This window comes from Streptococcus sp. 27098_8_76, assembly GCF_041432315.1.
Classification (GTDB): Bacteria; Bacillota; Bacilli; order Lactobacillales; family Streptococcaceae; genus Streptococcus.
This window is the reverse complement of the sequence record NZ_JAPVZI010000002.1, coordinates 180329-204708: the sequence shown is the minus strand read 5'-3', so window position 1 is coordinate 204708 and position 24380 is coordinate 180329. Positions and strand designations below refer to the sequence as shown.

Here is a 24380-nt window from a genome sequence, read left to right as displayed (position 1 = left end):
AAAATCAGAGAGCTGATTTTCAGAGGGCTAAAATCCTAGTGAAAAAGATGAAACTCCTTGTGTTCATCGAACACGGTGTCGTTTCCCTATTTTCATACGGATTTCTTACGCCCTTAGCATCATGATTCTTGATGGATAAAACTTTGTAGACTAGGCGACGAGGCGAAGGTTGTACAAAATTTTTAGTGAAACAAAAAAATCTCCCCGAAGGGAGAAGATCTGGTTTATTTTACCTTACAGTGCTAGGAACCGTAACCGAAGATTATACTTGAGCATACCAAGGTAAGGTGACAAAAGTAAAAAAGCTACCCAATTTAGAGTAGCTTCATTATCAAGATATGCTCAATTGAACACGGCCTAAGCACTTGGCAAAAAAGATAAAATCTCCTAGAAACTGAAGTTTCTTCGTCAATTTTCCTATTTTTGCTTTGTGCTTTTGACGGCCTTTGTATCTTGAATTAGCGACGAAGTCCTAGAGAGTTGATCAACTCACGGTAACGGTTAACGTCGTTTTTACGCAAGTATGCAAGCAAGTTACGACGGCGACCGATTTTCTTCATCAATCCACGGTAAGTAGCGTGGTCTTTTTTGTGTTGTTTGATGTGTTCGTTAAGGTGGTTGATTTCCCAAGTAAGGACAGCAACTTGAACCTCTACTGAACCTGTATCACCTTCGTGACGTGCATATTGTGCGATGATTTCATTTTTTTTCTCTTTTGAGATTGCCATGATATTTCTCCTTTTTATTTGGCTTCATCCGAGTGACAGGTTGGCATGCCTGTAACCAAGAAGAAGTTATTTGTCTTTTCGACAATCCCTATTCTACCAATAACTAACTTCTTTGTCAACAGATTTACTTTCTTGTTTTAAACATGCTATAATAATCATAGCAAGAAATCTAAGTTGTCTGTTTTTTAAAACGAGGTGATTATCATGCCTAGATTCTATTCCCATCTCCCCTACTATCTGGTCATATTTTTCTTTTATTGGCCACTTTATCAGTTGTTATCACTAATTATTTCTGACCCCCTTTTGCTCAAGAGTCTCTACGTAAATAATATTCTCTTCTTTACACCTCTGGTAATCTTGATTGTATCGCTACTCTATAGCTACCGTTTCCGTTTCTCACTTTGGTGGTTAATTGGTAACGGACTGCTCTTTTGCTTTACTATCATAACTTTTGGTGAGTTTATACTAATTTACTTGCTAATCTATGAAACAGTTGCTCTGGTGGGCATGGCTTCCGGTATTGGCATCAAGCATATTCTACAAAAATGAAAAACAAAAACTTTCACAAAATCCTTGAAAAATCTCACAATCATGCTATAATAATCCATAGAGACAAGTCACTTAGTCCCTTTCTACTAGAGAGTGCGTGGTTGCTGAGAACGCATAGAAAGACTATACTGATACTACTCTACTGACTTTTATGAAAACATAAAACGGTGGCCACGTTAGAGCCAATCAGAGGTGTCCCTCTTTTTTGAGGAACATAAATGAAGGTGGAACCACGTTGCGACGTCCTTTCGAGGATGTCGCTTTTTGTTTTTCTATCTTTCACAGTCCTCTATCCCTGTTTTCCAAATAGGGCTTAACACATTCGTCAATAATATAAGTAAGGAGAACATCATGATTAACATTACTTTCCCAGATGGCGCTGTTCGTGAATTCGAATCTGGCGTTACAACCTTTGAAATTGCCCAATCTATCAGCAATTCCCTAGCTAAAAAAGCCTTAGCTGGTAAATTCAACGGCAAACTCATCGACACTACTCGTGCTATCACTGAAGATGGAAGCATCGAAATTGTGACACCTGATCACGAAGATGCCCTTCCAATCTTGCGTCACTCAGCTGCTCACTTGTTCGCCCAAGCAGCTCGTCGTCTTTTCCCAGACATTCACTTGGGAGTTGGTCCAGCCATCGAAGATGGTTTCTACTACGATACTGACAACACAGCTGGTCAAATCTCTAACGAAGACCTTCCTCGTATCGAAGAAGAAATGCAAAAAATCGTCAAAGAAAACTTCCCATCAATCCGTGAAGAAGTTACTAAAGACGAGGCACGTGAAATCTTCAAGAATGACCCTTACAAGTTGGAATTGATTGAAGAACACTCTGAAGACGAAGGTGGTTTGACTATCTACCGTCAGGGTGAATATGTAGACCTTTGCCGTGGCCCACACGTCCCTTCAACAGGTCGTATCCAAATCTTCCACCTTCTCCATGTAGCAGGTGCTTACTGGCGTGGAAATAGCGACAACGCTATGATGCAACGTATCTATGGTACAGCTTGGTTCGACAAGAAAGACTTGAAAAACTACCTTCAAATGCGTGAAGAAGCTAAGGAACGTGACCACCGTAAACTTGGTAAAGAGCTTGACCTCTTCATGATTTCTCAAGAGGTTGGTCAAGGACTTCCATTCTGGTTGCCAAATGGTGCAACTATCCGTCGTGAATTGGAACGTTATATCGTTGACAAGGAGTTGGCTTCTGGCTACCAACACGTTTATACTCCACCACTTGCTTCTGTTGAACTTTACAAGACTTCTGGTCACTGGGATCATTACCAAGAAGATATGTTCCCAACTATGGACATGGGTGACGGGGAAGAATTTGTCCTTCGTCCAATGAACTGTCCGCATCACATCCAAGTCTTCAAACACCATGTTCACTCTTACCGTGAGTTGCCAATCCGTATCGCCGAAATCGGTATGATGCACCGTTATGAAAAATCTGGTTCCCTTACTGGTCTTCAACGTGTACGTGAAATGTCACTCAACGACGGTCACCTCTTCGTTACTCCAGAACAAATTCAAGAAGAATTCCAGCGTGCCCTTCAGTTGATTATCGATGTTTATGAAGATTTCAACTTAACTGAATACCGCTTCCGCCTCTCTCTTCGTGACCCTCAAGACACTCACAAGTACTTTGATAACGATGAAATGTGGGAAAATGCCCAAACTATGCTTCGCGCAGCCCTTGATGAAATGGGCGTGGACTACTTTGAAGCCGAAGGTGAAGCAGCCTTCTACGGACCAAAATTGGATATTCAAGTTAAGACCGCTCTTGGAAAAGAAGAAACTCTTTCTACTATCCAACTTGACTTCTTGCTTCCAGAACGCTTCGACCTTAAATACATCGGAGCTGATGGCGAAGAGCACCGTCCAGTTATGATCCACCGTGGAGTTATCTCAACTATGGAACGCTTCACAGCTATCTTGATTGAGAACTACAAGGGTGCCTTCCCAACATGGCTTGCACCACACCAAGTAACCCTCATCCCAGTATCTAACGAAAAACACGTGGACTACGCATGGGAAGTAGCTAAAAAACTCCGTGACCGTGGTGTCCGTGCAGATGTAGATGAGCGCAATGAAAAAATGCAGTTCAAGATCCGTGCGTCACAAACTAGCAAGATTCCTTACCAATTAATCGTTGGAGACAAGGAAATGGAAGACGGAACAGTCAACGTTCGTCGCTACGGCCAAAAAGAAACACAAACTGTCTCAGTAGATGATTTTGTTCAAGCTATCCTAGCTGATATCGCCAACAAATCACGCGTTGAGAAATAAGAAATAAAACCTGGGATAAAATCCTAGATACCTAAAAAGCAACAACTGAAACAGCTGTTGCTTTTTATATTTTTACTCAATGAAAATCAAAAAGCAAACTAGGAAGCTAGCCGCAAGCTGTACTTGAGTACGGTAAGGCGACGCTGACGTGGTTTAAAGAGATTTTCGAAGAGTATTATTTAATCCGAGCTAGTAGTGATTGACCAAACCACCACACAAGATTTTCTTTCATGAGTTAGATAAGGTCAATATCCTCATTCCTTGTCTGCTTCATTTTCTTTTACGAGATCTTTTTGTGAATCCTTTTCAGAGAGTTTTTGATCGATATACTTGTTAATGGTTTCATAAAATTCCTTGGTCGAATCACTGTCTAATTTTGTCGAATTATGAACTTGATTGACTTTCAATTGAACAGATTGAATACCGTAAGAGGCTTGTTTTTGATGGAGCGTTTCTAATTCTTCTTCTGAAATCGGATCTCCAACAACCGTCAAGACCAATTCATTGTCCCTTGACTTGTAGACTTGATTAATGACCGTGTGATTGGCGAACTCTTTTCCTACAAACTGTTTGATTCCTTCTTTTCTCGCTTGATCTATCGTCAGAGTGACTGCTGAATAGCTGGCTGGAAGAATCAATAACACAATCAAGGATATCAACCCAATTCTCATTTTAATGTTTAGCTCTTTAAATGAACTTAAGGGAGATTTTCTCATCATAATTCTTGTTCCAACAATGTTGATTAGCATGATAAAGACAAAGTTGATCAAGAAAAGATAGAGAGCTCCAAATAAAAATCGTACATTTCCATTAGCTAAACCGTAACCTGCCGTACAGATAGGTGGCATCAGAGCTGTTGCAATGGCTACTCCTGGCACGATATTGTTTGCTTCTTTTTTCCTTGAACCAATTACGCCTGCTATCCCACCAGCAATAGCAATGAGAACATCCCAAATGGTTGGAGAGGTTCGTGCAATCAATTCGCTACTTTCATAAGATAAGGGAGAAATCCAGAAATACAGAGCCGAGACAAGCAAGCTAACCAATACTTGAGTAAATAAAACCTCTAGAGATTGCTTGATTAAACGCGTATCAAAAATAGCTAAACCAAACCCCAGTCCAACAATCGGTGTCATAAGAGGGGAAATCAGCATGGCTCCAATAATGACAGCTGTTGAATTCATATTTAGTCCGATAGAGGCAATAAAAATCGCACACATCAAAATCACTGTATCTCTTAATCGAACATGAAGATCATCATATAATTTCTCACGGTATTCACGTGTTGAATAGTTTCCAGTCATTGGTTACTCCTTTTATTTCATATAATTTTGTTTCTGCATGGATGATGGTAGAGAGACTTCTGTCCAATCTTACATATTTTTCTTCTCACTTGTTATTCTTTTGAAAATTATCCTTTAAATATCCGTCAGTCCATCCTTAACATTATATCAAAAATTTTACATTCTTTCTCTGACGAAATCTATCAATTGAATAGATAGAGAAAGCAAGAAATTTTAGATTCCTTATTAGAAAAAGAAAAACCGGTATCTCCTCTGAACTCCTGATAATATGCGTTTTATTCTCTATAATTTAGCTATTTCAAAATTACAAGTTCTCCATTCTTAATTTCCCAAACTTGGTCAAACTTACTTAATAATTCGTTTTGGCGATGTAAAGTAACAATGACGGCACTCGGTAGTTCCAGAACTCTTTCCAATTCCATTTTAAACTGATTAGTATCCAAGGCAGAGAAAGGTTCGTCTAGGATAAGCAATGGATTTTTACGATTTTTCTCACGATTTAAATACATTCGTTGTTGCTGACCACCTGACAGGGATTGTGGTGGAATTTTTTCAAAATCTTCTTCTCTGAATTTTTCATTGAAACTATTGAATAGCGTTACATTATTTTCATAACTCGAAATAAATGTATGTTCTTGTTGCAGAATCATACCGAATCTTCCCCAAAGATGGTCCAAAACAAGCCCATCTAACACAATTTGTCCTTCAAAATCTTCATCTGTTCCATTTAAAATGTTGAGAAGACTACTTTTTCCAGACCCATTCTTACCAATAAGCGCAATTTTATCCCCTTTTTGAATCGTAGCGGAAGTAATTATCAATTTTGATTCTCCCAGTTGTTTGGAAATGTTTTTCAAAGTAATCGTATCAAAAGAATGTTGAGGTGCTTGAACTGAAACGGGTCTCCCAACAATGTTTTGAAAACTCTTGATTACAGGCTTTACGGACTCTAACATTTGTAAATCATAAAGGATTTCCTGTATTGGTTCAGAAAAAGCATTAATATATCCAAAACTCGCCACCACCTCAGGAATACCGAGTTGCTGGTGAGATAGAGAGTAGGCTAAATAAATAAACAGAACAAGACTAATGAATTCAAAAGAAACACCTGTCAATAAGATGCCTGTAATTTTTGTCAAACCATACTTAAAATACTTATCCTGCAACTTCTTTAGAGAACTCTTTTGTTGATTCAAAAAATGCGACATAGTTAGTTTATTTACCAAATGATGTCCCATGAGCAAATCCTCCAAAGTTCGATAGTAATCTCCTTGTTTTTTCAAGTAAACCTGTCTACGATTAGCGGTCAACTTCCCAACGATTTTAGGAATTTGAATACTAATTCCAGTGGAAAAGATTAAAATCAGTGATACAATAGGATTAATTGTTCTGCTAATAATGAAAGCGTAAATGATGATACGTAAAATTTGTTTGATAAAACTCATCAATGGAGGAAGGTAATCCTTTTCCAACGAATCTAGGTCATTAGATTGATAGGAAATGTACTCTGCTACTGTTTTCTGCTTGAAATCGTGGTGACTGAGTCCCAGAAGTGAACGAAACCACTCATTTTTCAAAGTAGTCGAAAAGATAATCCCCTGCTTCCAATCAAGTATCATTTGGATATAGTTACAACTCAAATAGCCTGCCACTGACATAGAGTAACCATATAGAGCTACTTGATAATTCCCTTTGATTAATGCCTGCGTGAAATACGGTAACAAAGCTGTGCAGATATTCGATACTACACCAAAAAGAAAATTAAAGAAGAGATACCATCTAATAGTTTTAAGATATGGTAGCATATACGATACTCCTTGCTAATGCGTTTTTTTACATATCGCAGAACAATCTCTACTATTCCCTATTTCAGATAGTGCGATACTCGGACATTGAGTGCAATAATTGTAAATCACACAAGTTCTGCAGTTTTTACTATCATTCAAAATATAATTTGCTATTTTGTAAAATATAGGTCTATCCCATGTTTCTTTGATAGATGTAAAATGAATATTTCCAATACTTCTATTGAAAGTAAGCTTTTTCAGTTTTTCTAACGATTTAGGCTATTTCGTGACATACCCACAATCCGTGAAAATTCTGGTTATATCAGGTTATGTGATTTTCGTAAGAATTTTATATTGTCTCCAATCATGGCAGTCTCCTTTTACTTGATAAAACTATTATAACATTTAGAAATTAAAAACTGGTTCAAAATCAATAGGATGTGTGTATTCGATACATTCAATAAATTCTTGGAAACAGTTCTATACCAGTTACACAAATCTATATACACCTATCTCATTCAAAATAAAAAGAAAGCTGCAGTTCTTTTAATCCTGTATCAACGATTCATTCTGAAATCGAATAGGAGACATTTCCCAAGTCTACAATTCACTTCATCTCAAATTAATTTTTGTAATTCACCCTTAGTTTATAGATTTTATACTCAACAAAAGTATAAAGCATACAAAACTTCACTTTGAACCAGTATTTATACTATATTCCGTATTAAAAATTCTATTATTGATTTTGTAAAAAACAGTCTTCAAATATCCTGAAATATAGCAAAAAGAGATTGGGTAAAAACTCATTGTCTCTTCTCACTCAAGGACTAAGTTTACTTGAACAAACTGAATCCGCACTATCGTTCCTTTTCCAACCTCAGACTCGATACGAATCTGGTGCCCCAGTTCTTCAGAAATTTTCTTAGATAGATAGAGGCCAAGTCCAGATGACTGCTGAGTTAGGCGTCCATTATATCCTGAGAAGCCACGTTCAAAGACTCGGAGGACATCACTGTTTTTTATCCCGATTCCCGTATCCTTGATACAAAGCTCTTGCCCCTCCATATAAATCTCCAGACCACCTTCCTTGGTGTACTTGAGGCTGTTTGAGATGATTTGTTCAATGACCACTAGTAGCCACTTCTTATCCGTCACGATTTCTTTATCAAGGTCATGTAGACTGACATTTAGGCCTTTTTGAATAAAGAAAAGAGCATATTTACGAATTATTTCCTTGACCAAGTCCTCAATTTGAACCTGCTTTAAGACCAAATCATCATGGAAACTTTCTAAACGCAGGTACTGTAAGACTAGGTTGGTATAGGAGTCTATCTTGAAAATTTCCTGTTCTAATTGCTGCTTTAATTGGCGGTCGGCTACTTCTGCAACTAAGAGTTGACTAGCTGCAATGGGGGTCTTTATCTGATGGACCCACAAGGTATAGTAATCCAGCAAATCCGTCAGTTTTCTTTCTGCGTCTGACCTCTGCTGATAGAGTTCCATCTCACGCGCTTCTAATTTTTCTGCTAAAGCTATTTCCAAAGGAGATTTAGCTTCCCTCTCACCGTAGAGAAGTTCCTGACGATAGACCTGCATTTCTACCAATATGTCCCAAGTGAAAAATAATATGGTTACAAAGCAACACAAGAGGAAAAAGTAGAGAAAGTAAATTCCCAAACTGGCAAATAAAAACTGAAAGAGTAAGACCAGAAACGTCAAAGAAATCAGATAGACAAACAGACGACTACGGGAATGCAGATAGGCTAGAAAAAATTGTTTCCAATCAAGCATGCTTCAGTCCGTACCCTATCCCTTTCTTGGTCTCGATAAATCCTACCAAGCCCTGCTCTTCCAATTTTTTACGCAAACGAGCCACATTAACTGAGAGGGTATTATCATCAATGAAAAAGTCACTGTTCCAAAGTTCCCGCATCAGGTCATCACGTGCTACGATATTGCCCGCATGCTCAAACAAAACTCGTAAAATCTGGAATTCATTCTTGGTCAAATTCAAGACTTGCCCTTGATAATGTAAATCCATGGATTTGGTATTGAGGATCACACCGGCATATTCCAGTAAACTCTCGTCACGCCCAAACTCATAGGAACGGCGCAACAAGCCCTGAACCTTGGCTAAAAGAACCTGCTGGTCAAAAGGCTTGGTCACAAAGTCATCCGCGCCCATATTGATTGCCATGACAATATCCATAGCCTGATCTCTCGAAGACAGAAACATGATGGGTACCTTGGAAATCTTGCGAATTTCCTGACACCAGTGATAGCCATTAAACAAGGGCAATCCAATATCCATGAGGACCAGATGAGGCTCCGACTGAACAAATAGACTCAAAACTTCCATAAAGTCTTCTACCAGAACCACTTCAAATCCCCATTCAGAGAGCATTTTCCCGACCTGTTGACGAATGACCTGATCATCTTCTACTAATAAAATCTTGTGCATGCGCTCCTCCTTTTCTATTATTATAACAGATTTTTCCATGCTCGAAGGTCTGAAACTGAATTTGACATAGCTTGTTTTTAGCCAACATAGTGAAGCAATCCTAGTAGCTAATTTGAGGGAAATTTGATATGATAAATAAAAAGAAAGGAGCTCTTATGACCAATATTTTTGACTATCTGAAAGATGTCGCACACGATTCCTTTTACGACTTACCTTTGAATGAATTAGATGTTTTAGCCTTAACAGAAACCACCTATCTCTCCTTTGATAATCTGGTCTCCACAACTCCTCAGCGTCTTTTAGACCTAGCACCTCAGGTTCCAAGAGAACCTAACATGTTGACCAGTAAAAATCGCCTCCAGCTATTAGATGAACTAGCTCAACACAAGCGATTCAAAAATTGCAAACTCTCCCATTTCATCAACGACATCGACCCTGAACTGCAAAAACAATTTGCGGCTATGACCTACCGCCTCACTCTCGACACCTATCTGATTGTCTTTCGTGGAACAGATGACAGTATCATTGGCTGGAAGGAAGATTTCCACCTAACCTATATGAAGGAAATTCCTGCTCAAAAGCACGCCCTCCGCTATTTAAAGAACTTTTTTGTCCACCACCCTAGTAAAAAAGTCATTCTGGCTGGGCATTCCAAGGGAGGAAATCTAGCTATCTATGCGGCTAGTCAAATTGAGCAAAGCTTGCAAAATCAGATTACAGAAGTCTATACTTTTGATGCGCCTGGTCTTCACACAGAATTAACACAGACCGAAGGTTATCAAAGGATAATGGATAGAACCAAGGTCTTCATTCCTCAAGGTTCCATTATTGGTAGGATGCTGGAAATTCCTGCCCACCAAATCATCGTTCATAGCACTGCCTTGGGTGGCATCGCCCAGCACGATACCTTTAGCTGGCAAATTGATGACAAGCAATTCGTTCAACTGGATAAGACCAATAGTGATAGTCAACAAGTAGACACAACCTTCAAAGAATGGGTAGCGACAGTCCCTGACGAAGAACTCCAGCTCTACTTTGACCTTTTCTTTGGCACCATTCTAGATGCTGGGATTAGCTCCATCAATGACCTGTCTTCCTTCAAGGCTATCGAACACATTCATCATCTCTTTGTTCAAGCGCAATCCCTCACTCCAGAAGAAAGGGAAACCATGGGACGCCTTACCCAATTATTGATTGATACCCGTTACCAAGCATGGAAGAATAGATAAAAAAAGCTTATGAAAAGGCAAAAACCTTCTCATAAGCTTTTCTTGTTTTAAAGAAAAAATCACTCCTTCATCTGAATCTCTGCATCAGCCACGACTTGTTCTAAACTGGTCTGACCAAGTTCGGCCTCCATAGCCAGCTGGATTTTCTCCAATTTTTGATCCAAAACCTCATGAATATGAGCTCCAACTGGGCAATTTGGATTTGGATTGTCATGGAAACTAAAGAGTTGACCTGTCTTACCAAGACACTCAACCGCTTGATAAACATCTAAAAGACTAATATCCTTGAGATCCTTGACAATCTCTGTTCCCCCTGTTCCACGCGCTACTGAAATCAGCTCTGCCTTCTTCAACTGGGACAAGGTTTTTCTGATAATGACAGGATTGACCCCGACACTAGCAGCCAGAAAATCACTGGTCACCTTGCTTTCCTTCCCCTTGAGGGCAATAATAATCAGCATATGAGTCGCAATGGTAAATCTACTTGGAATTTGCATCCTCTTCTCCTTTTTATGAGGCTAGCCTGCCTCTACTCTTCTTTTTCTATTATTATACCCTTTTCAGTTGTAATGTCAATCGTTACCACTTTTCAACCAAGCATCTAATTCCCTATCATAACCCTCTTTCTGGGCCAATTCTCTCAAAAATTCCTGATGATGAGTATGGTGGATCCCATTGACCAGACTTTCATAATAAACCTCAAAATAGGGAAGTTTGAGGTCTTTAGCCAACTGCAATTCAGCTGCCACATCGTAGTCTACCCGTCGGAAGTCCATATCTACCAAGCCCTTGTCATCAAACTCCAAAATCATATACTGGGCCCGCAAGTCCTTCCGTAGCTGAGCGTCTAAAAAGAAAGGTTGCCCAATCGAACCAGGATTGACAATCAATTGTCCACCAGTCCCGTAACGAAGCAACTGCTGGTGAATATGACCATAAACAGCAATATCGCAAGGCGGATTGGTCACCAAGCGATCAAAATCCTCTTGCGCTCCAGTATGAATCAACTCTCGTCCCCAATTCTTATCAGGAAGATGGTGGCTAATTCCTACCGTCAAATCCCCAAACTGACGATGGATCTGGAGTGGTTGATTATGGAGCAGTTCAATTTCTTCTAGGGAAATCTCCTCTAGAACATACTGGCACTGGCGCAAGAGATAGCGTTGGCTGGGACGAGTACTATCCAATTCCTTACGGATACCATGCCACAGACTATCTTCCCAATTTCCCAAAACTCTAGCTGTAATCGGTAGTTGAGCCAACAAGTCCAAAATCCTTCTACGCCCTGTCCCTGGCATGAGAATATCTCCCAAAAGCCAGTATTCATCCACTCCTCGCTGCCGAGCATCTGCCAAAACAGCCTCCAAGGCGGTGGTATTTCCATGAATATCTGAAAGAAGAGCTATTTTCGTCATATCCATCTCCTCGTTTTTTCTCTTGCAATAAGTATAACATAAAAAGTCACAGCTAGAGAAATCTAGCTTTTTTTGATATACTAGATAAAGATATTAGACAAGAGGAAGCGAATGACCCCGAATAAAGAAGACTATCTAAAATGTATTTATGAAATTAGCATAGATTTGCATAAGATTACCAACAAGGAAATTGCTGCCCGCATGCAAGTCTCTCCCCCTGCCGTAACTGAAATGATTAAACGGATGAAGAGCGAAAATCTCATCCTCAAGGACAAGGAATGTGGCTATCTACTGACTGACCTCGGCCTCAAATTGGTCTCTGAGCTCTATCGTAAACACCGCTTGATTGAAGTTTTTCTGGTTCATCATTTAAACTATACGAGTGACCAGATTCACGAGGAAGCTGAGGTATTGGAACATACTGTCTCTGACCTCTTCGTGGAAAGACTGGATAAATTGCTTGGATTTCCCAAGACCTGCCCTCACGGAGGAACCATTCCTGCCAAGGGAGAACTCCTAGTTGAAATCAATAACCTCCCACTAGCTGACATCAAGGAAGCTGGCTCCTACCGCCTGACTCGGGTGCATGATAGTTTTGACATTCTCCATTATCTGGACAAGCACTCACTTCACATCGGTGATCAGCTCCAAGTCAAGCAGTTTGATGGCTTCAGCAACACCTTCACTATCCTTAGTAAAGACGAGGACTTACAAGTAAGTATGGACATTGCAAAACAACTCTATGTCGAGAAAATCAACTAATTTCTCCAATCCCCTACCAACCCTGAAAGTTTGATTTTCAGGGTTTTCTTATCTATTTTTTATATCAAAAATAGCATAAAAATCTAGTTATCCGCATAAAAACTGGACTTATCACACTTTATCAAGGTCAAAACCACTCAATTTACTACTAATTTACTACTTATGAATGAGCTTTGATACGACGATTTATCCTTGAAAAGTGAAGATATAAAGATACTTCCAATAAAATTTGAATATTTAATAGGTAGACACTTCAAAAAATGAGGTGTCTATTTTTTTACCCGATTTTGAAAGGAAGTGAACTTATGAAAACAAAAAATCAAGAATCAAAAGGTCGTTCCCCACTCTTTAAGACCATCAAACATTCATTCAGCCAATAAAAAAGAAAGGATAGGTAAAAATATGGAACTTAAATTTGTGATTCCCAACATGGAAAAAACATTCGGCAATTTAGAATTTGCTGGCGAGGATAAAGTCGTTCAGCGAAGAATCAACGGACGGCTAACTGTCTTATCAAGAAGCTATAATCTCTATTCTGATGTTCAAAGAGCAGATGATATTGTGGTGGTGCTTCCTGCTGAAGCTGGCGAAAAACATTTCGGCTTTGAGGAACGTGTGAAGTTAGTCAATCCACGTATTACCGCAGAGGGCTACAAAATCGGCACTCGTGGTTTTACAAATTACCTTTTACATGCTGACGACATGATAAAAGAATAAAGAAAGAGAGGAAAAATGATGAGATTAGCAAATGGCATTGTATTAGATAAAGACACGACTTTTGGAGAATTGAAATTCTCTGCTCTACGTCGTGAAGTGAGAATCCAAAATGAAGACGGGTCGGTTTCAGATGAAATCAAGGAACGTACCTATGACTTAAAATCCAAAGGACAAGGACGCATGATTCAAGTAAGTATTCCTGCCAGCGTGCCTTTGAAAGAGTTTGATTATAACGCACGGGTGGAACTTATCAATCCCATTGCGGACACCGTTGCTACTGCCACCTATCAAGGAGCAGATGTTGACTGGTATATCAAGGCAGACGATATTGTGCTGACAAAGGATTCTAGTTCATTCAAAGCTCAACCACAAGCAAAGAAAGAACCGACACAAGACAAATAGTCGCTAGGTAGAAAGGAGACTTTTTCGCATGAAACAGCGTGGTAAAAGGATTCGCCCATCTGGTAAAGATTTAGTCTTTCATTTTACGATAGCGTCACTCCTGCCTGTTTTCCTGCTGGTTGTCGGACTGTTTCATGTGAAGACAATCCAGCAGATCAACTGGCAGGATTTTAACCTATCACAAGCAGATAAGATTGACATTCCCTATTTAATTATCAGTTTCAGTGTCGCAATTCTTATCTGCTTGCTGGTAGCGTTTGTATTCAAACGGGTTCGCTATGATACGGTTAAACAACTTTACCACCGTCAAAAACTGGCAAAGATGATACTTGAAAACAAGTGGTATGAATCTGAACAGGTCAAAACAGAGGGTTTCTTTAAAGATAGTGCTGGTCGTACAAAGGAAAAGATAACCTACTTCCCTAAAATGTATTATCGACTTAAAAATGGCTTGATACAGATACGGGTGGAAATCACGCTGGGAAAATATCAAGACCAACTCTTACACTTGGAAAAGAAATTAGAGAGTGGCTTGTACTGTGAGCTGACGGATAAAGAGTTAAAGGATTCCTATGTGGAATATACTTTGCTCTATGACACCATAGCCAGTCGTATTTCTATTGATGAAGTAGAAGCTAAAGATGGTAAACTTCGCTTAATGAAAAACGTATGGTGGGAATATGATAAGCTCCCTCATATGTTGATTGCTGGTGGTACAGGTGGCGGTAAAACTTACTTTATACTGACACTGATTGAAGCCTTGCTTCATACAGATTCAAAACTGTATATTCTTGACCCGAAAAATGCTGACCTTGCGGACTTAGGTTCTGTGATGGCAAATGTCTACTATAGAAAAGAAGACTTGCTTTCTTGCATTGAAACATTCTATGAAGAAATGATGAAACGTAGTGAGGAAATGAAGCAGATGAAGAACTATAAGACTGGCAAAAATTATGCTTACTTAGGTCTCCCGGCACACTTCTTAATCTTTGATGAATACGTCGCTTTCATGGAAATGCTGGGAACAAAAGAAAACACCGCAGTTATGAATAAGCTGAAACAGATTGTCATGTTAGGTCGTCAAGCTGGCTTCTTTCTAATACTGGCTTGTCAACGTCCAGACGCAAAATATTTAGGCGACGGAATCCGTGATCAGTTTAATTTCAGAGTGGCTTTAGGTCGTATGTCTGAAATGGGCTATGGCATGATGTTTGGCAGTGACGTACAAAAGGATTTCTTCTTAAAGCGAATCAAAGGTCGTGGCTATGTTGATGTAGGAACAAGTGTCATATCAGAGTTTTATACTCCCCTTGTACCAAAAGGATATGATTTCTTGGAGGAAATTAAAAAGTTATCCAACAGCAGACAGTCCACGCAGGCGACGTGCGAAGCGGAAGTCGCAGGTGTGGACTGATCTTGCTGGCTGGTGTGGCAATAGCCACGCCAGCACTTAACCCCCCGTATCTAACAGGGGGGTACAAATCGACAGGAAACAGTCAAAAAAACATTAGAAAATCCTTTGGTTACAAGGGATTTACAAAATTTCAGCGTATGTCAAATGGGCTTTAAAAGTTGACATACGCCTTTTTGATTGGAGGGATTTTTACTGAATGAACAAACTTGGTTACAGCATTTAAAAGAAAAACGCTTGGCTTATGGACTATCTCAAAACCGTTTAGCTGTTGCGACTGGTATTACAAGGCAGTATCTAAGCGATATTGAAACAGGAAAAGTCAAGCCATCAGAGGATTTACAGCAGTCCCTTTGGGAAGCTCTGGAACGCTTCAATCCCGACGCTCCCCTTGAAATGCTGTTTGATTATGTAAGGATTCGCTTTCCGACAACAGACGTACAGCAGGTGGTCGAAAACATCTTACAACTGAAACTGTCCTATTTTCTTCATGAGGACTATGGTTTCTATTCTTATTCAGAGCATTATGCTTTAGGCGACATATTCGTCCTTTGCTCCCATGAACTGGACAAAGGAGTTCTGGTGGAATTGAAAGGTCGTGGGTGCAGACAATTTGAAAGCTATCTTCTGGCACAACAAAGAAGCTGGTATGAGTTCTTTATGGACGTTTTGGTGGCTGGCGGTGTGATGAAACGCCTTGACCTTGCCATTAACGATAAGACAGGGATTTTGAATATCCCTGTACTCACTGAAAAGTGCCAACAGGAAGAATGTATCTCCGTCTTCCGCAGTTTTAAAAGCTATCGCAGTGGCGAACTGGTACGCAAAGAGGAAAAGGAATGTATGGGAAACACCCTCTATATCGGTTCATTACAAAGTGAAGTTTATTTCTGTATCTATGAAAAGGACTACGAGCAGTACAAGAAAAATGATATTCCCATTGAAGACGCAGAAGTAAAAAACCGTTTTGAGATTCGATTGAAAAATGAGCGTGCCTATTATGCAGTCCGTGATTTACTCGTCTATGACAATCCAGAGCATACCGCCTTTAAAATTATCAATCGGTATATCCGTTTTGTAGATAAAGACGATTCCAAACCTCGTTCTGATTGGAAACTGAATGAAGAATGGGCTTGGTTTATTGGGAACAATCGTGAACGATTAAAACTAACCACAAAACCAGAGCCTTACTCCTTCCAAAGGACGCTGAACTGGCTATCTCATCAAGTTGCCCCGACCTTAAAGGTTGCGATTAAACTTGATGAAATCAACCAGACGCAGGTTGTAAAAGACATTCTCGACCATGCGAAACTGACAGACCGACACAAGCAGATTTTGAAGCAACAGTCAGTAAAAGAACAGGACGTGATAACAACAAAAAAATAACTCAAATACAAATTCATTGAATATAGAGAGGAGAACATTTTTATGAATTTTGGACAAAACCTTTATAACTGGTTTCTATCAAACGCTCAATCACTGGTGCTTTTAGCAATCGTTGTGATTGGCTTGTATCTTGGCTTCAAGCGTGAGTTTAGCAAACTGATTGGCTTTTTAATTATTGCGATTATTGCGGTTGGCTTAGTCTTCAACGCTGCTGGAGTAAAAGACATTTTACTAGAGCTATTCAATCGCATTATTGGTGCTTAAATAAAACCGTTCTTTTGTGGAATATAAGTGGTTTTCTTATGTTCCGCAAAGGAATGGTACACCAAACGAAGTGCGGTAGGGATTTTTGAATCTCTACAAAGAAAGGACGTGAATATATGGACGATATGCAAGTCTATATTGCGAATTTAGGCAAATACAATGAGGGCGAATTGGTCGGTGCGTGGTTTACCTTTCCCATTGACTTTGAGGAAGTCAAAGAGAAAATCGGCTTGAATGATGAATATGAGGAATACGCCATTCATGACTACGAGTTACCCTTTACGGTTGACGAATACACTTCCATTGGCGAACTCAATCGACTATGGGAAATGGTATCGGAATTACCCGAAGAATTACAATCGGAGCTATCTGCTCTGCTCACTCATTTTTCAAGCATTGAAGAACTAAGCGAACATCAAGAGGATATTATCATTCATTCCGATTGTGATGATATGTATGACGTGGCACGCTACTACATTGAAGAAACGGGTGCTTTAGGCGAAGTACCAGCTAGTCTTCAAAACTATATTGATTATCAAGCCTATGGTCGGGATTTAGACCTTTCAGGAACGTTTATCTCAACCAATCATGGGATTTTTGAAATCGTCTATTAAATCTGTCGGTACATTACTACTGGCAGATTTTCTATTTTACGGGGTGGCTCAATCAGCTACCCCTATTTTTTATGAAAGGATTGATTACATGAAGAAAATACGAAGCTATACCAGTATCTGGTCTGTGGAAAAGGTACTGTATTCTATCAATGATTTTAGACTTCCGTTTCCCATAACCTTTACGCAAATGACATGGTTTGTCGTGTCACTCTTTGCAGTGATGATACTTGGCAACTTGCCCCCTCTTTCCATGATAGAGGGAGCATTTCTCAAATACTTTGGGATTCCTGTGGCTTTCACATGGTTTATGTCTACAAAAACTTTTGATGGTAAAAAGCCTTATGGATTTTTGAAGTCTGTCATTGCTTATGCACTGCGACCAAAGCTGACCTATGCAGGAAAAAAAGTAACGCTTGGCAGAAACCAGCCACAAGAAGCCATTACAGCAGTTAGGAGTGAATTTTATGGCATATCCAATTAAATACATTGAAAACAATCTCGTCTGGAATAAAGACGGGGAATGTTATGCTTACTATGAGCTTGTTCCTTACAATTACTCATTTCTAAGTCCAGAACAGAAAATACAAGTGCATGATTCTTTCAGACAGCTTATCGCACAAAATCGTGATGGCAAAATTCATGCTTTACAAATCAGTACAGAATCCAGCATACGTTCTGCACAAGAGCGTTCCAAAAATGAAGTCACTGGCAAGCTCAAAGCGGTTGCCTATGACAAAATCGACCAACAGACAGACGCTTTAATATCCATGATTGGCGAAAATCAAGTGAACTACCGTTTCTTTATCGGCTTTAAGTTGCTTCTCAACGATCAGGAGTTTTCTATGAAAAGTCTTACCGTTGAAGCAAAAAATGCTTTGTCTGATTTTGTCTATGATGTGAACCATAAGCTGATGGGCGATTTTGTTAGTATGAGTAATGATGAAATCCTGCGTTTTCAGAAGATGGAAAAGCTCTTAGAAAATAAAATCTCTCGTCGTTTCAAAATCCGCAGGTTAGATAAGGACGACTTCGGCTATCTGATTGAACACCTTTACGGACAGACAGGCACTGCCTATGAAGAGTATGAGTACCATCTATCAAAGAAAAAGCTGGATAATGAAACGCTGATTAAATACTATGACTTGATTAAGCCTACTCGCTGTTTGGTGGAAGAAAAACAGCGATATTTGAAAATCCAGCAGGAAGATGAAACCGTCTATGTAGCTTACTTTACCATTAACAGCATTGTCGGAGAACTGGACTTCCCGTCCTCTGAAATCTTCTACTACCAGCAACAGCAATTTACATTCCCGATTGATACGTCAATGAATGTGGAAATTGTAGCGAATCGTAAAGCCCTATCTACTGTCCGCAATAAAAAGAAAGAACTGAAAGACTTGGATAACCACGCTTGGCAAAGTGATAATGAAACCAGCTCCAATGTGGCGGAAGCTCTGGAAAGTGTGAATGAGCTGGAAACCAATTTAGACCAAAGCAAGGAATCTATGTACAAGCTGTCTTATGTGGTAAGGGTATCAGCAAATGATCTTGACGAACTCAAACGTCGTTGTAATGAAGTGAAAGATTTTTATGACGATTTAAGCGTAAAACTGGTACGACCATTTGGGGATATGCTCGGCTTACATGAAGAATTTTTACCTGCCAGCAAGCGTTATATGAATGATTATATTCAATACGTGACCTCTGATTTCCTCGCTGGTTTAGGTTTTGGTGCTACTCAAATGCTGGGGGAAAATGAGGGGATTTATGTTGGCTACAGCTTAGATACTGGACGCAATGTCTATCTGAAACCTGCTCTTGCCAGTCAAGGGGTTAAGGGTTCAGTAACCAATGCGTTAGCGTCGGCTTTTGTTGGTTCGCTGGGTGGTGGTAAATCCTTTGCGAATAACCTTATCGTCTATTATGCGGTGCTTTATGGGGCACAAGCAGTGATTGTAGACCCAAAAGCAGAACGTGGCAGATGGAAAGAAACCTTGCCAGAGATTTCCCATGAAATCAATATCGTCACTCTGACTTCTGATGAGAAAAACAAAGGCTTACTTGACCCTTATGTGATTATGAAAAATCCCAAAGATTCTGAATCACTGGCTATTGATATTCTGACATTCCTTACGGGGATTTCCTCTCGTGATGGGGAACGCTTCCCAATCCTTAGAAAAGCCATTCGTGCAGTAACCAATAGTGAAGTACGAGGGTTGATGAAAGTGATTGAGGAATTACGGGTTGAGAATACGCCACTAAGTACCAGTATAGCCGACCATATCGAAAGTTTTACAGACTATGACTTTGCACATTTATTATTCAGTAATGGTTATGTGGAGCAGTCTATCAGCTTAGAAAAACAACTGAACATTATACAGGTTGCGGACTTGGTACTTCCCGACAAGGAAACTTCCTTTGAGGAATATACCACTATGGAGCTTTTATCCGTTGCTATGCTGATTGTCATTAGTACCTTTGCTTTAGACTTTATCCATACAGACCGAAGCATTTTCAAGATTGTAGATTTAGACGAAGCATGGAGCTTTTTACAGGTAGCACAAGGAAAAACACTATCTATGAAGCTGGTTCGGGCTGGTCGTGCTATGAACGCTGGGGTATATTTCGTGACCCAAAATACAGACGACCTCTTAGATGAAAAACTGAAAAATAACCTCGGCTTAAAATTTGCATTTCGTTCCACTGACCTTAACGAGATTAAAAAGACCTTAGCCTTTTTTGGTGTAGACCCAGAGGACGAAAACAATCAGAAGCGATTGCGTGATTTGGAAAACGGGCAATGCCTTATCAGTGATTTATATGGTCGTGTCGGTGTGATACAGTTCCACCCTGTATTTGAAGAACTGCTCCATGCCTTTGATACCAGACCACCTGTGCGAAAAGAGGTGTAAATGTGAAACCATCAATAGTAAACAGAATAAAATCAAACTGGACGCTGAAACGTCTAGGTAAAGTGGCAATGACAGTGGCTTTCACACTTGTGATTGCCATTTTTCTTTTAGCCATGCTGGGAACGGTGGTTCAAGCTGCGGGCTTGGTAGATGATACGGTCAATGTGGCAAATGAATACAGCCGATACCCACTTGAAAACTATCAACTGGATTTTTATGTGGATAATAGCTGGGGCTGGCTTCCGTGGAACTGGTCGGACGGGATTGGAAAACAGGTCATGTATGGACTATATGCCATTACCAATTTTATTTGGACAATCAGTTTGTATGTTTCCAATGCGACAGGTTACTTAGTACAGGAAGCCTATTCCTTAGACTTCATTTCCGCTACAGCAGATTCCATTGGTAAGAATATGCAGACCTTAGCTGGTGTGAGTGCAAACGGATTTTCAACAGAGGGTTTCTATGTTGGATTCCTCTTACTCTTGATTTTGGTTCTTGGGGTTTATGTTGCCTATACGGGACTGATAAAGAGAGAAACCACAAAGGCAATTCATGCCATTATGAATTTTGTGCTGGTGTTTATCCTATCGGCTTCCTTTATTGCCTACGCTCCCGACTACATTAAAAAAATCAATGACTTTTCATCAGACATCAGTAATGCCAGTTTATCACTTGGCACGAAGATTGTCATGCCCCATTCCGATAGTCAAGGCAAGGACAGAGTGGACTTAATCAGAGATAGCCTGTTTTCCATACAGGTTCAGCAACCGTGGCTACTGCTTCAATACAACAGTTCAGACATTGAAAGTATCGGTATTGACCGTGTGGAAAGCCTGCTCTCCACCAGCCCAGATTCCAACAATGGCGAAGACAGAGAAAAAATTGTTGCGGAAGAAATTGAAGACAGAAGCAATACCAATCTAACCATTACAAAGACCATTAACCGTTTAGGTACAGTCTTCTTCCTATTTGTCTTCAATATTGGGATTTCCATATTTGTATTCCTATTAACAGGAATCATGATTTTCTCGCAGGTACTTTTTATCATCTATGCTATGTTTCTGCCTGTGAGCTTTATTTTAAGCATGATTCCATCATTTGATGGTATGTCAAAACGAGCCATAACAAAGCTCTTTAATACCATTTTGACACGAGTTGGAATCACATTGATTATTACGACAGCATTTAGTATTTCAACCATGCTCTATACCTTATCGGCTGGTTATCCGTTCTTTTTGATTGCTTTTCTACAGATTGTGACCTTTGCAGGAATCTACTTCAAGCTGGGCGATTTAATGAGTATGTTTTCTCTACAGAGTAACGATTCTCAAAGTGTGGGAAGTCGTGTGATGAGAAAACCTCGTATGCTTATGCACGCTCACATGCACCGTCTACAGCGGAAACTTGGACGTTCCATGACTACTCTAGGGGCTGGGTCTGCCATTGTTACAGGTAAAAAAGGACAGTCGGGTTCGGGGAGTTCTGCAAGGACACAAGCAGATCACTCCCGACCAGACGGAAAGGAAAAATCAACACTTGGAAAACGTATCGGTCAAACCATCGGTACAGTAGCTGATACCAAAGACAGAATGGTAGACACTGCTAGTGGTTTGAAAGAACAGGTTAAAGATTTGCCGACCAATGCAAGATATGCAGTATATCAAGGAAAATCCAAAGTAAAAGAGAATGTCCGTGATTTAACCAGTAGTATTTCTCAAACCAAAGCGGACAGAGCCAGTGGACGCAAGGAACAGCAGGAACAAAGGCGAAAAACCATTGCGAAGCGTCGCTCTGAAATGGAACAGGTCAAACAGAAAAAACAGCCTGCTTCTTCTGTTCATGAAAGACCGACTACAAGACAAGAACAATATCATGATGAACAGACCTCAAAACAGTCTAATATTCAGACTTCATATAAGGAATCTCAACAAGCCAAACAAGAGCGTCCAGCAGTTAAGTCCGATTTTTCAAGTCCAAAAGTGGAACGCCAAGGCAATACCGTTCAAGAAAAAACCGTTCAAAAGCCAGCAACTTCAACCACTACAGCAGATAGAACTTCACAACGTCCAATCACAAAAGAACGTCCGTCTACTGTTCAAAGAGTACCACTACAAAATACAAGAAGTAGACCACCAATCAAAACCGCCACCATTAAGAAAGTCGGTAAGAAACCATGAAGTTGAAAACTTTAGTGATTGGTGGTTCTGGATTATTCTTGATGGTCTTCTCACTGCTTCTGTTTGTTGCCATTTTATTTTCAGATGAACAGGACAGCGGAATTTCCAATATTCATTATGGAGGTGTGAATGTTTCCGCAGAAGTGCTGGCTCATAAGCCTATGGTAGAAAAATATGCCAAAGAATATGGCGTTGAAGAATATGTCAACATACTTCTTGCGATTATACAGGTGGAATCGGGCGGTACTGCGGAAGATGTTATGCAGTCCTCGGAATCCCTCGGTCTTCCACCTAATTCATTGAGTACAGAAGAATCCATTAAGCAAGGTGTGAAGTATTTCAGTGAATTATTAGCCAGTAGCGAAAGGCTCAGTGTAGATTTAGAATCGGTTATCCAGTCCTACAATTATGGTGGTGGTTTCTTAGGGTATGTGGCTAATCGTGGAAATAAATATACCTTTGAACTGGCTCAAAGTTTCTCAAAAGAGTATTCAGGTGGCGAAAAAGTGTCTTACCCCAATCCCATAGCCATACCTATCAATGGGGGCTGGCGATACAACTATGGCAATATGTTTTATGTGCAACTGGTAACGCAGTATCTTGTCACAACAGAGTTTGATGATGATACGGTACAAGCCATCATGGACGAAGCACTGAAATATGAGGGCTGGCGATACATTTACGGTGGAGCTTCCCCGACTACTTCTTTTGATTGTAGCGGACTGACACAATGGACGTATGGAAAAGCTGGAATTAACTTACCACGAACCGCACAACAGCAATATGATGTGACCCAGCATATCCCACTATCGGAAGCACAAGCTGGCGATTTGGTTTTCTTTCATTCTACCTATAACGCTGGCTCTTATATTACTCATGTTGGGATATACCTTGGCAATAACCGTATGTTTCATGCAGGCGACCCAATCGGTTATGCCGACTTAACAAGCCCCTACTGGCAACAGCATTTAGTGGGAGCAGGACGAATCAAACAATGAGAAAGGAAGATTTAATGATGAAATTTAGAAAAAATCAGAATAAAGAAAAACAGATACCAAAGGAAAAGAAACCTCGTGTCTACTATAAGGTCAATCCTCATAAAAAGGTTGTGATTGCCTTGTGGGTACTTTTAGGGCTTAGTTTCAGCTTTGCGATATTCAAGCACTTTACAGCTATAGATACTCATACTATTCACGAAACAACTATCATAGAAAAGGAATACGTTGATACTCATCATGTAGAAAATTTTGTAGAGAACTTTGCGAAAGTCTACTATTCATGGGAGCAATCCGATAAGTCCATTGATAATCGAATGGAAAGTCTAAAAGGCTATCTGACAGATGAACTTCAAGCTCTCAATGTTGATACAGTACGCAAAGATATTCCTGTATCGTCTTCTGTAAGAGGATTTCAGATATGGACGGTAGAGCCAACTGGCGACAATGAGTTTAATGTAACCTACAGTGTAGACCAGCTCATTACAGAGGGAGAAAATACAAAGACCGTCCACTCTGCTTATATAGTGAGTGTCTATGTAGATGGTTCTGGAAATATGGTACTGGTTAAGAATCCGACCATTACCAACATACCTAAGAAATCAAGTTATAAACCAAAAGCCATTGAAAGTGAGGGGACGGTTGATTCCATTACAACCAATGAAATCAATGAGTTTTTAACGACGTTCTTCAAGCTCTATCCTACAGCGACAGCCAGTGAACTTTCCTACTATGTGAATGACGGGATATTAAAACCAATCGGAAAAGAGTACATCTTTCAAGAACTGGTAAATCCTATTCACAATCGTAAGGATAATCAAGTCACGGTATCGCTGACAGTGGAGTATATCGACCAGCAGACCAAAGCAACGCAGGTATCTCAATTTGATTTGGTACTTGAAAAGAACGGGAGTAATTGGAAGATTATAGAATAACAAATATTGGTACATTATTACAGCTATTTTGTAA

At 39.9% G+C, this 24380-nt stretch carries 22 protein-coding genes and 1 pseudogene; 16 read left to right on the top strand and 7 right to left on the bottom strand.

The window, feature by feature from the left end; all coding sequences use genetic code 11:
- Positions 1-458 precede the first annotated feature (458 nt).
- Positions 459-728: a 30S ribosomal protein S15 gene (gene rpsO / locus O3636_RS02480; protein ID WP_001018251.1), complete on the bottom strand. Its 270-nt coding sequence runs from the start codon at positions 726-728 to the stop codon at positions 459-461.
- 204 nt (positions 729-932) lie between these two features.
- Between rpsO and O3636_RS02475 the strand changes: the two are divergent.
- Positions 933-1305: pseudogene (locus O3636_RS02475) on the top strand (hypothetical protein).
- Between the two features lie 323 nt (positions 1306-1628).
- Positions 1629-3572, top strand: a complete 1944-nt coding sequence (thrS, locus tag O3636_RS02470) for a threonine--tRNA ligase (RefSeq protein ID WP_023945494.1) — start codon at positions 1629-1631, stop codon at positions 3570-3572.
- Positions 3573-3826: 254 nt separating this feature from the next.
- Here the strand turns inward: thrS and O3636_RS02465 are convergent, their stop codons facing one another.
- From O3636_RS02465 to O3636_RS02450, 4 genes are all read right to left on the bottom strand, one after another.
- On the bottom strand, positions 3827-4876 hold the full coding sequence (locus O3636_RS02465) for a DUF389 domain-containing protein (protein ID WP_371641530.1): 1050 nt from the start codon (positions 4874-4876) through the stop codon (positions 3827-3829).
- A gap of 293 nt (positions 4877-5169) precedes the next feature.
- Complete coding sequence (locus O3636_RS02460) at positions 5170-6681, bottom strand: ATP-binding cassette domain-containing protein (RefSeq protein ID WP_371641528.1); 1512 nt, start codon at positions 6679-6681, stop codon at positions 5170-5172.
- A 798-nt stretch (positions 6682-7479) separates the two neighbouring features.
- Positions 7480-8454 carry a sensor histidine kinase gene (locus tag O3636_RS02455; RefSeq protein ID WP_371641527.1) on the bottom strand — a complete coding sequence of 325 codons (975 nt, stop codon included), beginning with the start codon at positions 8452-8454 and terminating at the stop codon, positions 7480-7482.
- The gene (locus O3636_RS02450; protein ID WP_000548991.1) at positions 8447-9124 is read right to left on the bottom strand and encodes a response regulator transcription factor; all 678 of its coding nucleotides are present in this window, start codon (positions 9122-9124) and stop codon (positions 8447-8449) included. The genes O3636_RS02455 and O3636_RS02450 overlap by 8 nt, the downstream gene beginning before the upstream one ends.
- A gap of 155 nt (positions 9125-9279) precedes the next feature.
- On the opposite strand from O3636_RS02450, the gene O3636_RS02445 reads away from it, so the two are divergent.
- Positions 9280-10353: a DUF2974 domain-containing protein gene (locus O3636_RS02445; protein WP_371641525.1), complete on the top strand. Its 1074-nt coding sequence runs from the start codon at positions 9280-9282 to the stop codon at positions 10351-10353.
- Positions 10354-10412: 59 nt separating this feature from the next.
- Here O3636_RS02445 and O3636_RS02440 read toward each other — a convergent pair whose 3' ends face one another.
- Together O3636_RS02440 and O3636_RS02435 are read right to left on the bottom strand one after the other, a co-directional pair.
- Complete coding sequence (locus O3636_RS02440; protein WP_371641523.1) at positions 10413-10850, bottom strand: Rrf2 family transcriptional regulator; 438 nt, start codon at positions 10848-10850, stop codon at positions 10413-10415.
- Between the two features lie 75 nt (positions 10851-10925).
- Positions 10926-11768, bottom strand: coding sequence for a metallophosphoesterase (locus O3636_RS02435; protein ID WP_164226489.1), 843 nt, complete (start codon positions 11766-11768; stop codon positions 10926-10928).
- A gap of 111 nt (positions 11769-11879) precedes the next feature.
- Between O3636_RS02435 and O3636_RS02430 the strand changes: the two genes are divergently transcribed.
- The 13 genes from O3636_RS02430 (at position 11880) to O3636_RS02370 (ending at position 24346) form a co-directional block, all read left to right on the top strand.
- A complete protein-coding gene (locus tag O3636_RS02430) occupies positions 11880-12530 on the top strand; it encodes a metal-dependent transcriptional regulator (RefSeq protein ID WP_054384446.1) in 651 nt (216 codons plus the stop codon).
- A 402-nt stretch (positions 12531-12932) separates the two neighbouring features.
- Positions 12933-13247 carry a YdcP family protein gene (locus O3636_RS02425; protein ID WP_000420682.1) on the top strand — a complete coding sequence of 105 codons (315 nt, stop codon included), beginning with the start codon at positions 12933-12935 and terminating at the stop codon, positions 13245-13247.
- Positions 13248-13262: 15 nt separating this feature from the next.
- A complete protein-coding gene (locus O3636_RS02420; protein ID WP_000985015.1) occupies positions 13263-13649 on the top strand; it encodes a YdcP family protein in 387 nt (128 codons plus the stop codon).
- 28 nt (positions 13650-13677) lie between these two features.
- Positions 13678-15063 (top strand): FtsK/SpoIIIE domain-containing protein, encoded by a 1386-nt coding sequence (locus tag O3636_RS02415; RefSeq protein ID WP_000813488.1) that lies wholly within the window; start codon positions 13678-13680, stop codon positions 15061-15063.
- Positions 15064-15065: 2 nt separating this feature from the next.
- Positions 15066-15218, top strand: a complete 153-nt coding sequence (locus tag O3636_RS02410; RefSeq protein ID WP_000879507.1) for a hypothetical protein — start codon at positions 15066-15068, stop codon at positions 15216-15218.
- Positions 15219-15240: 22 nt separating this feature from the next.
- The gene (gene mobT, locus O3636_RS02405) at positions 15241-16446 is read left to right on the top strand and encodes a MobT family relaxase (protein ID WP_000398284.1); all 1206 of its coding nucleotides are present in this window, start codon (positions 15241-15243) and stop codon (positions 16444-16446) included.
- 42 nt (positions 16447-16488) lie between these two features.
- Positions 16489-16710 carry a hypothetical protein gene (locus tag O3636_RS02400; protein ID WP_001009056.1) on the top strand — a complete coding sequence of 74 codons (222 nt, stop codon included), beginning with the start codon at positions 16489-16491 and terminating at the stop codon, positions 16708-16710.
- Positions 16711-16826: 116 nt separating this feature from the next.
- Positions 16827-17324 carry an antirestriction protein ArdA gene (locus O3636_RS02395; protein WP_000342539.1) on the top strand — a complete coding sequence of 166 codons (498 nt, stop codon included), beginning with the start codon at positions 16827-16829 and terminating at the stop codon, positions 17322-17324.
- Between the two features lie 88 nt (positions 17325-17412).
- Complete coding sequence (locus O3636_RS02390) at positions 17413-17805, top strand: conjugal transfer protein (protein ID WP_000723888.1); 393 nt, start codon at positions 17413-17415, stop codon at positions 17803-17805.
- A complete protein-coding gene (locus O3636_RS02385) occupies positions 17789-20236 on the top strand; it encodes an ATP-binding protein (RefSeq protein WP_000331160.1) in 2448 nt (815 codons plus the stop codon). Before O3636_RS02390 ends, O3636_RS02385 begins: the two co-directional genes overlap by 17 nt.
- A 2-nt stretch (positions 20237-20238) precedes the next feature.
- Positions 20239-22416, top strand: a complete 2178-nt coding sequence (locus tag O3636_RS02380; RefSeq protein ID WP_371641521.1) for a CD3337/EF1877 family mobilome membrane protein — start codon at positions 20239-20241, stop codon at positions 22414-22416.
- Positions 22413-23414, top strand: coding sequence for a lysozyme family protein (locus O3636_RS02375; protein WP_000769867.1), 1002 nt, complete (start codon positions 22413-22415; stop codon positions 23412-23414). The genes O3636_RS02380 and O3636_RS02375 overlap by 4 nt, the downstream gene beginning before the upstream one ends.
- A complete protein-coding gene (locus O3636_RS02370) occupies positions 23411-24346 on the top strand; it encodes a conjugal transfer protein (protein ID WP_001224320.1) in 936 nt (311 codons plus the stop codon). Before O3636_RS02375 ends, O3636_RS02370 begins: the two co-directional genes overlap by 4 nt.
- Positions 24347-24380 lie beyond the last annotated feature (34 nt).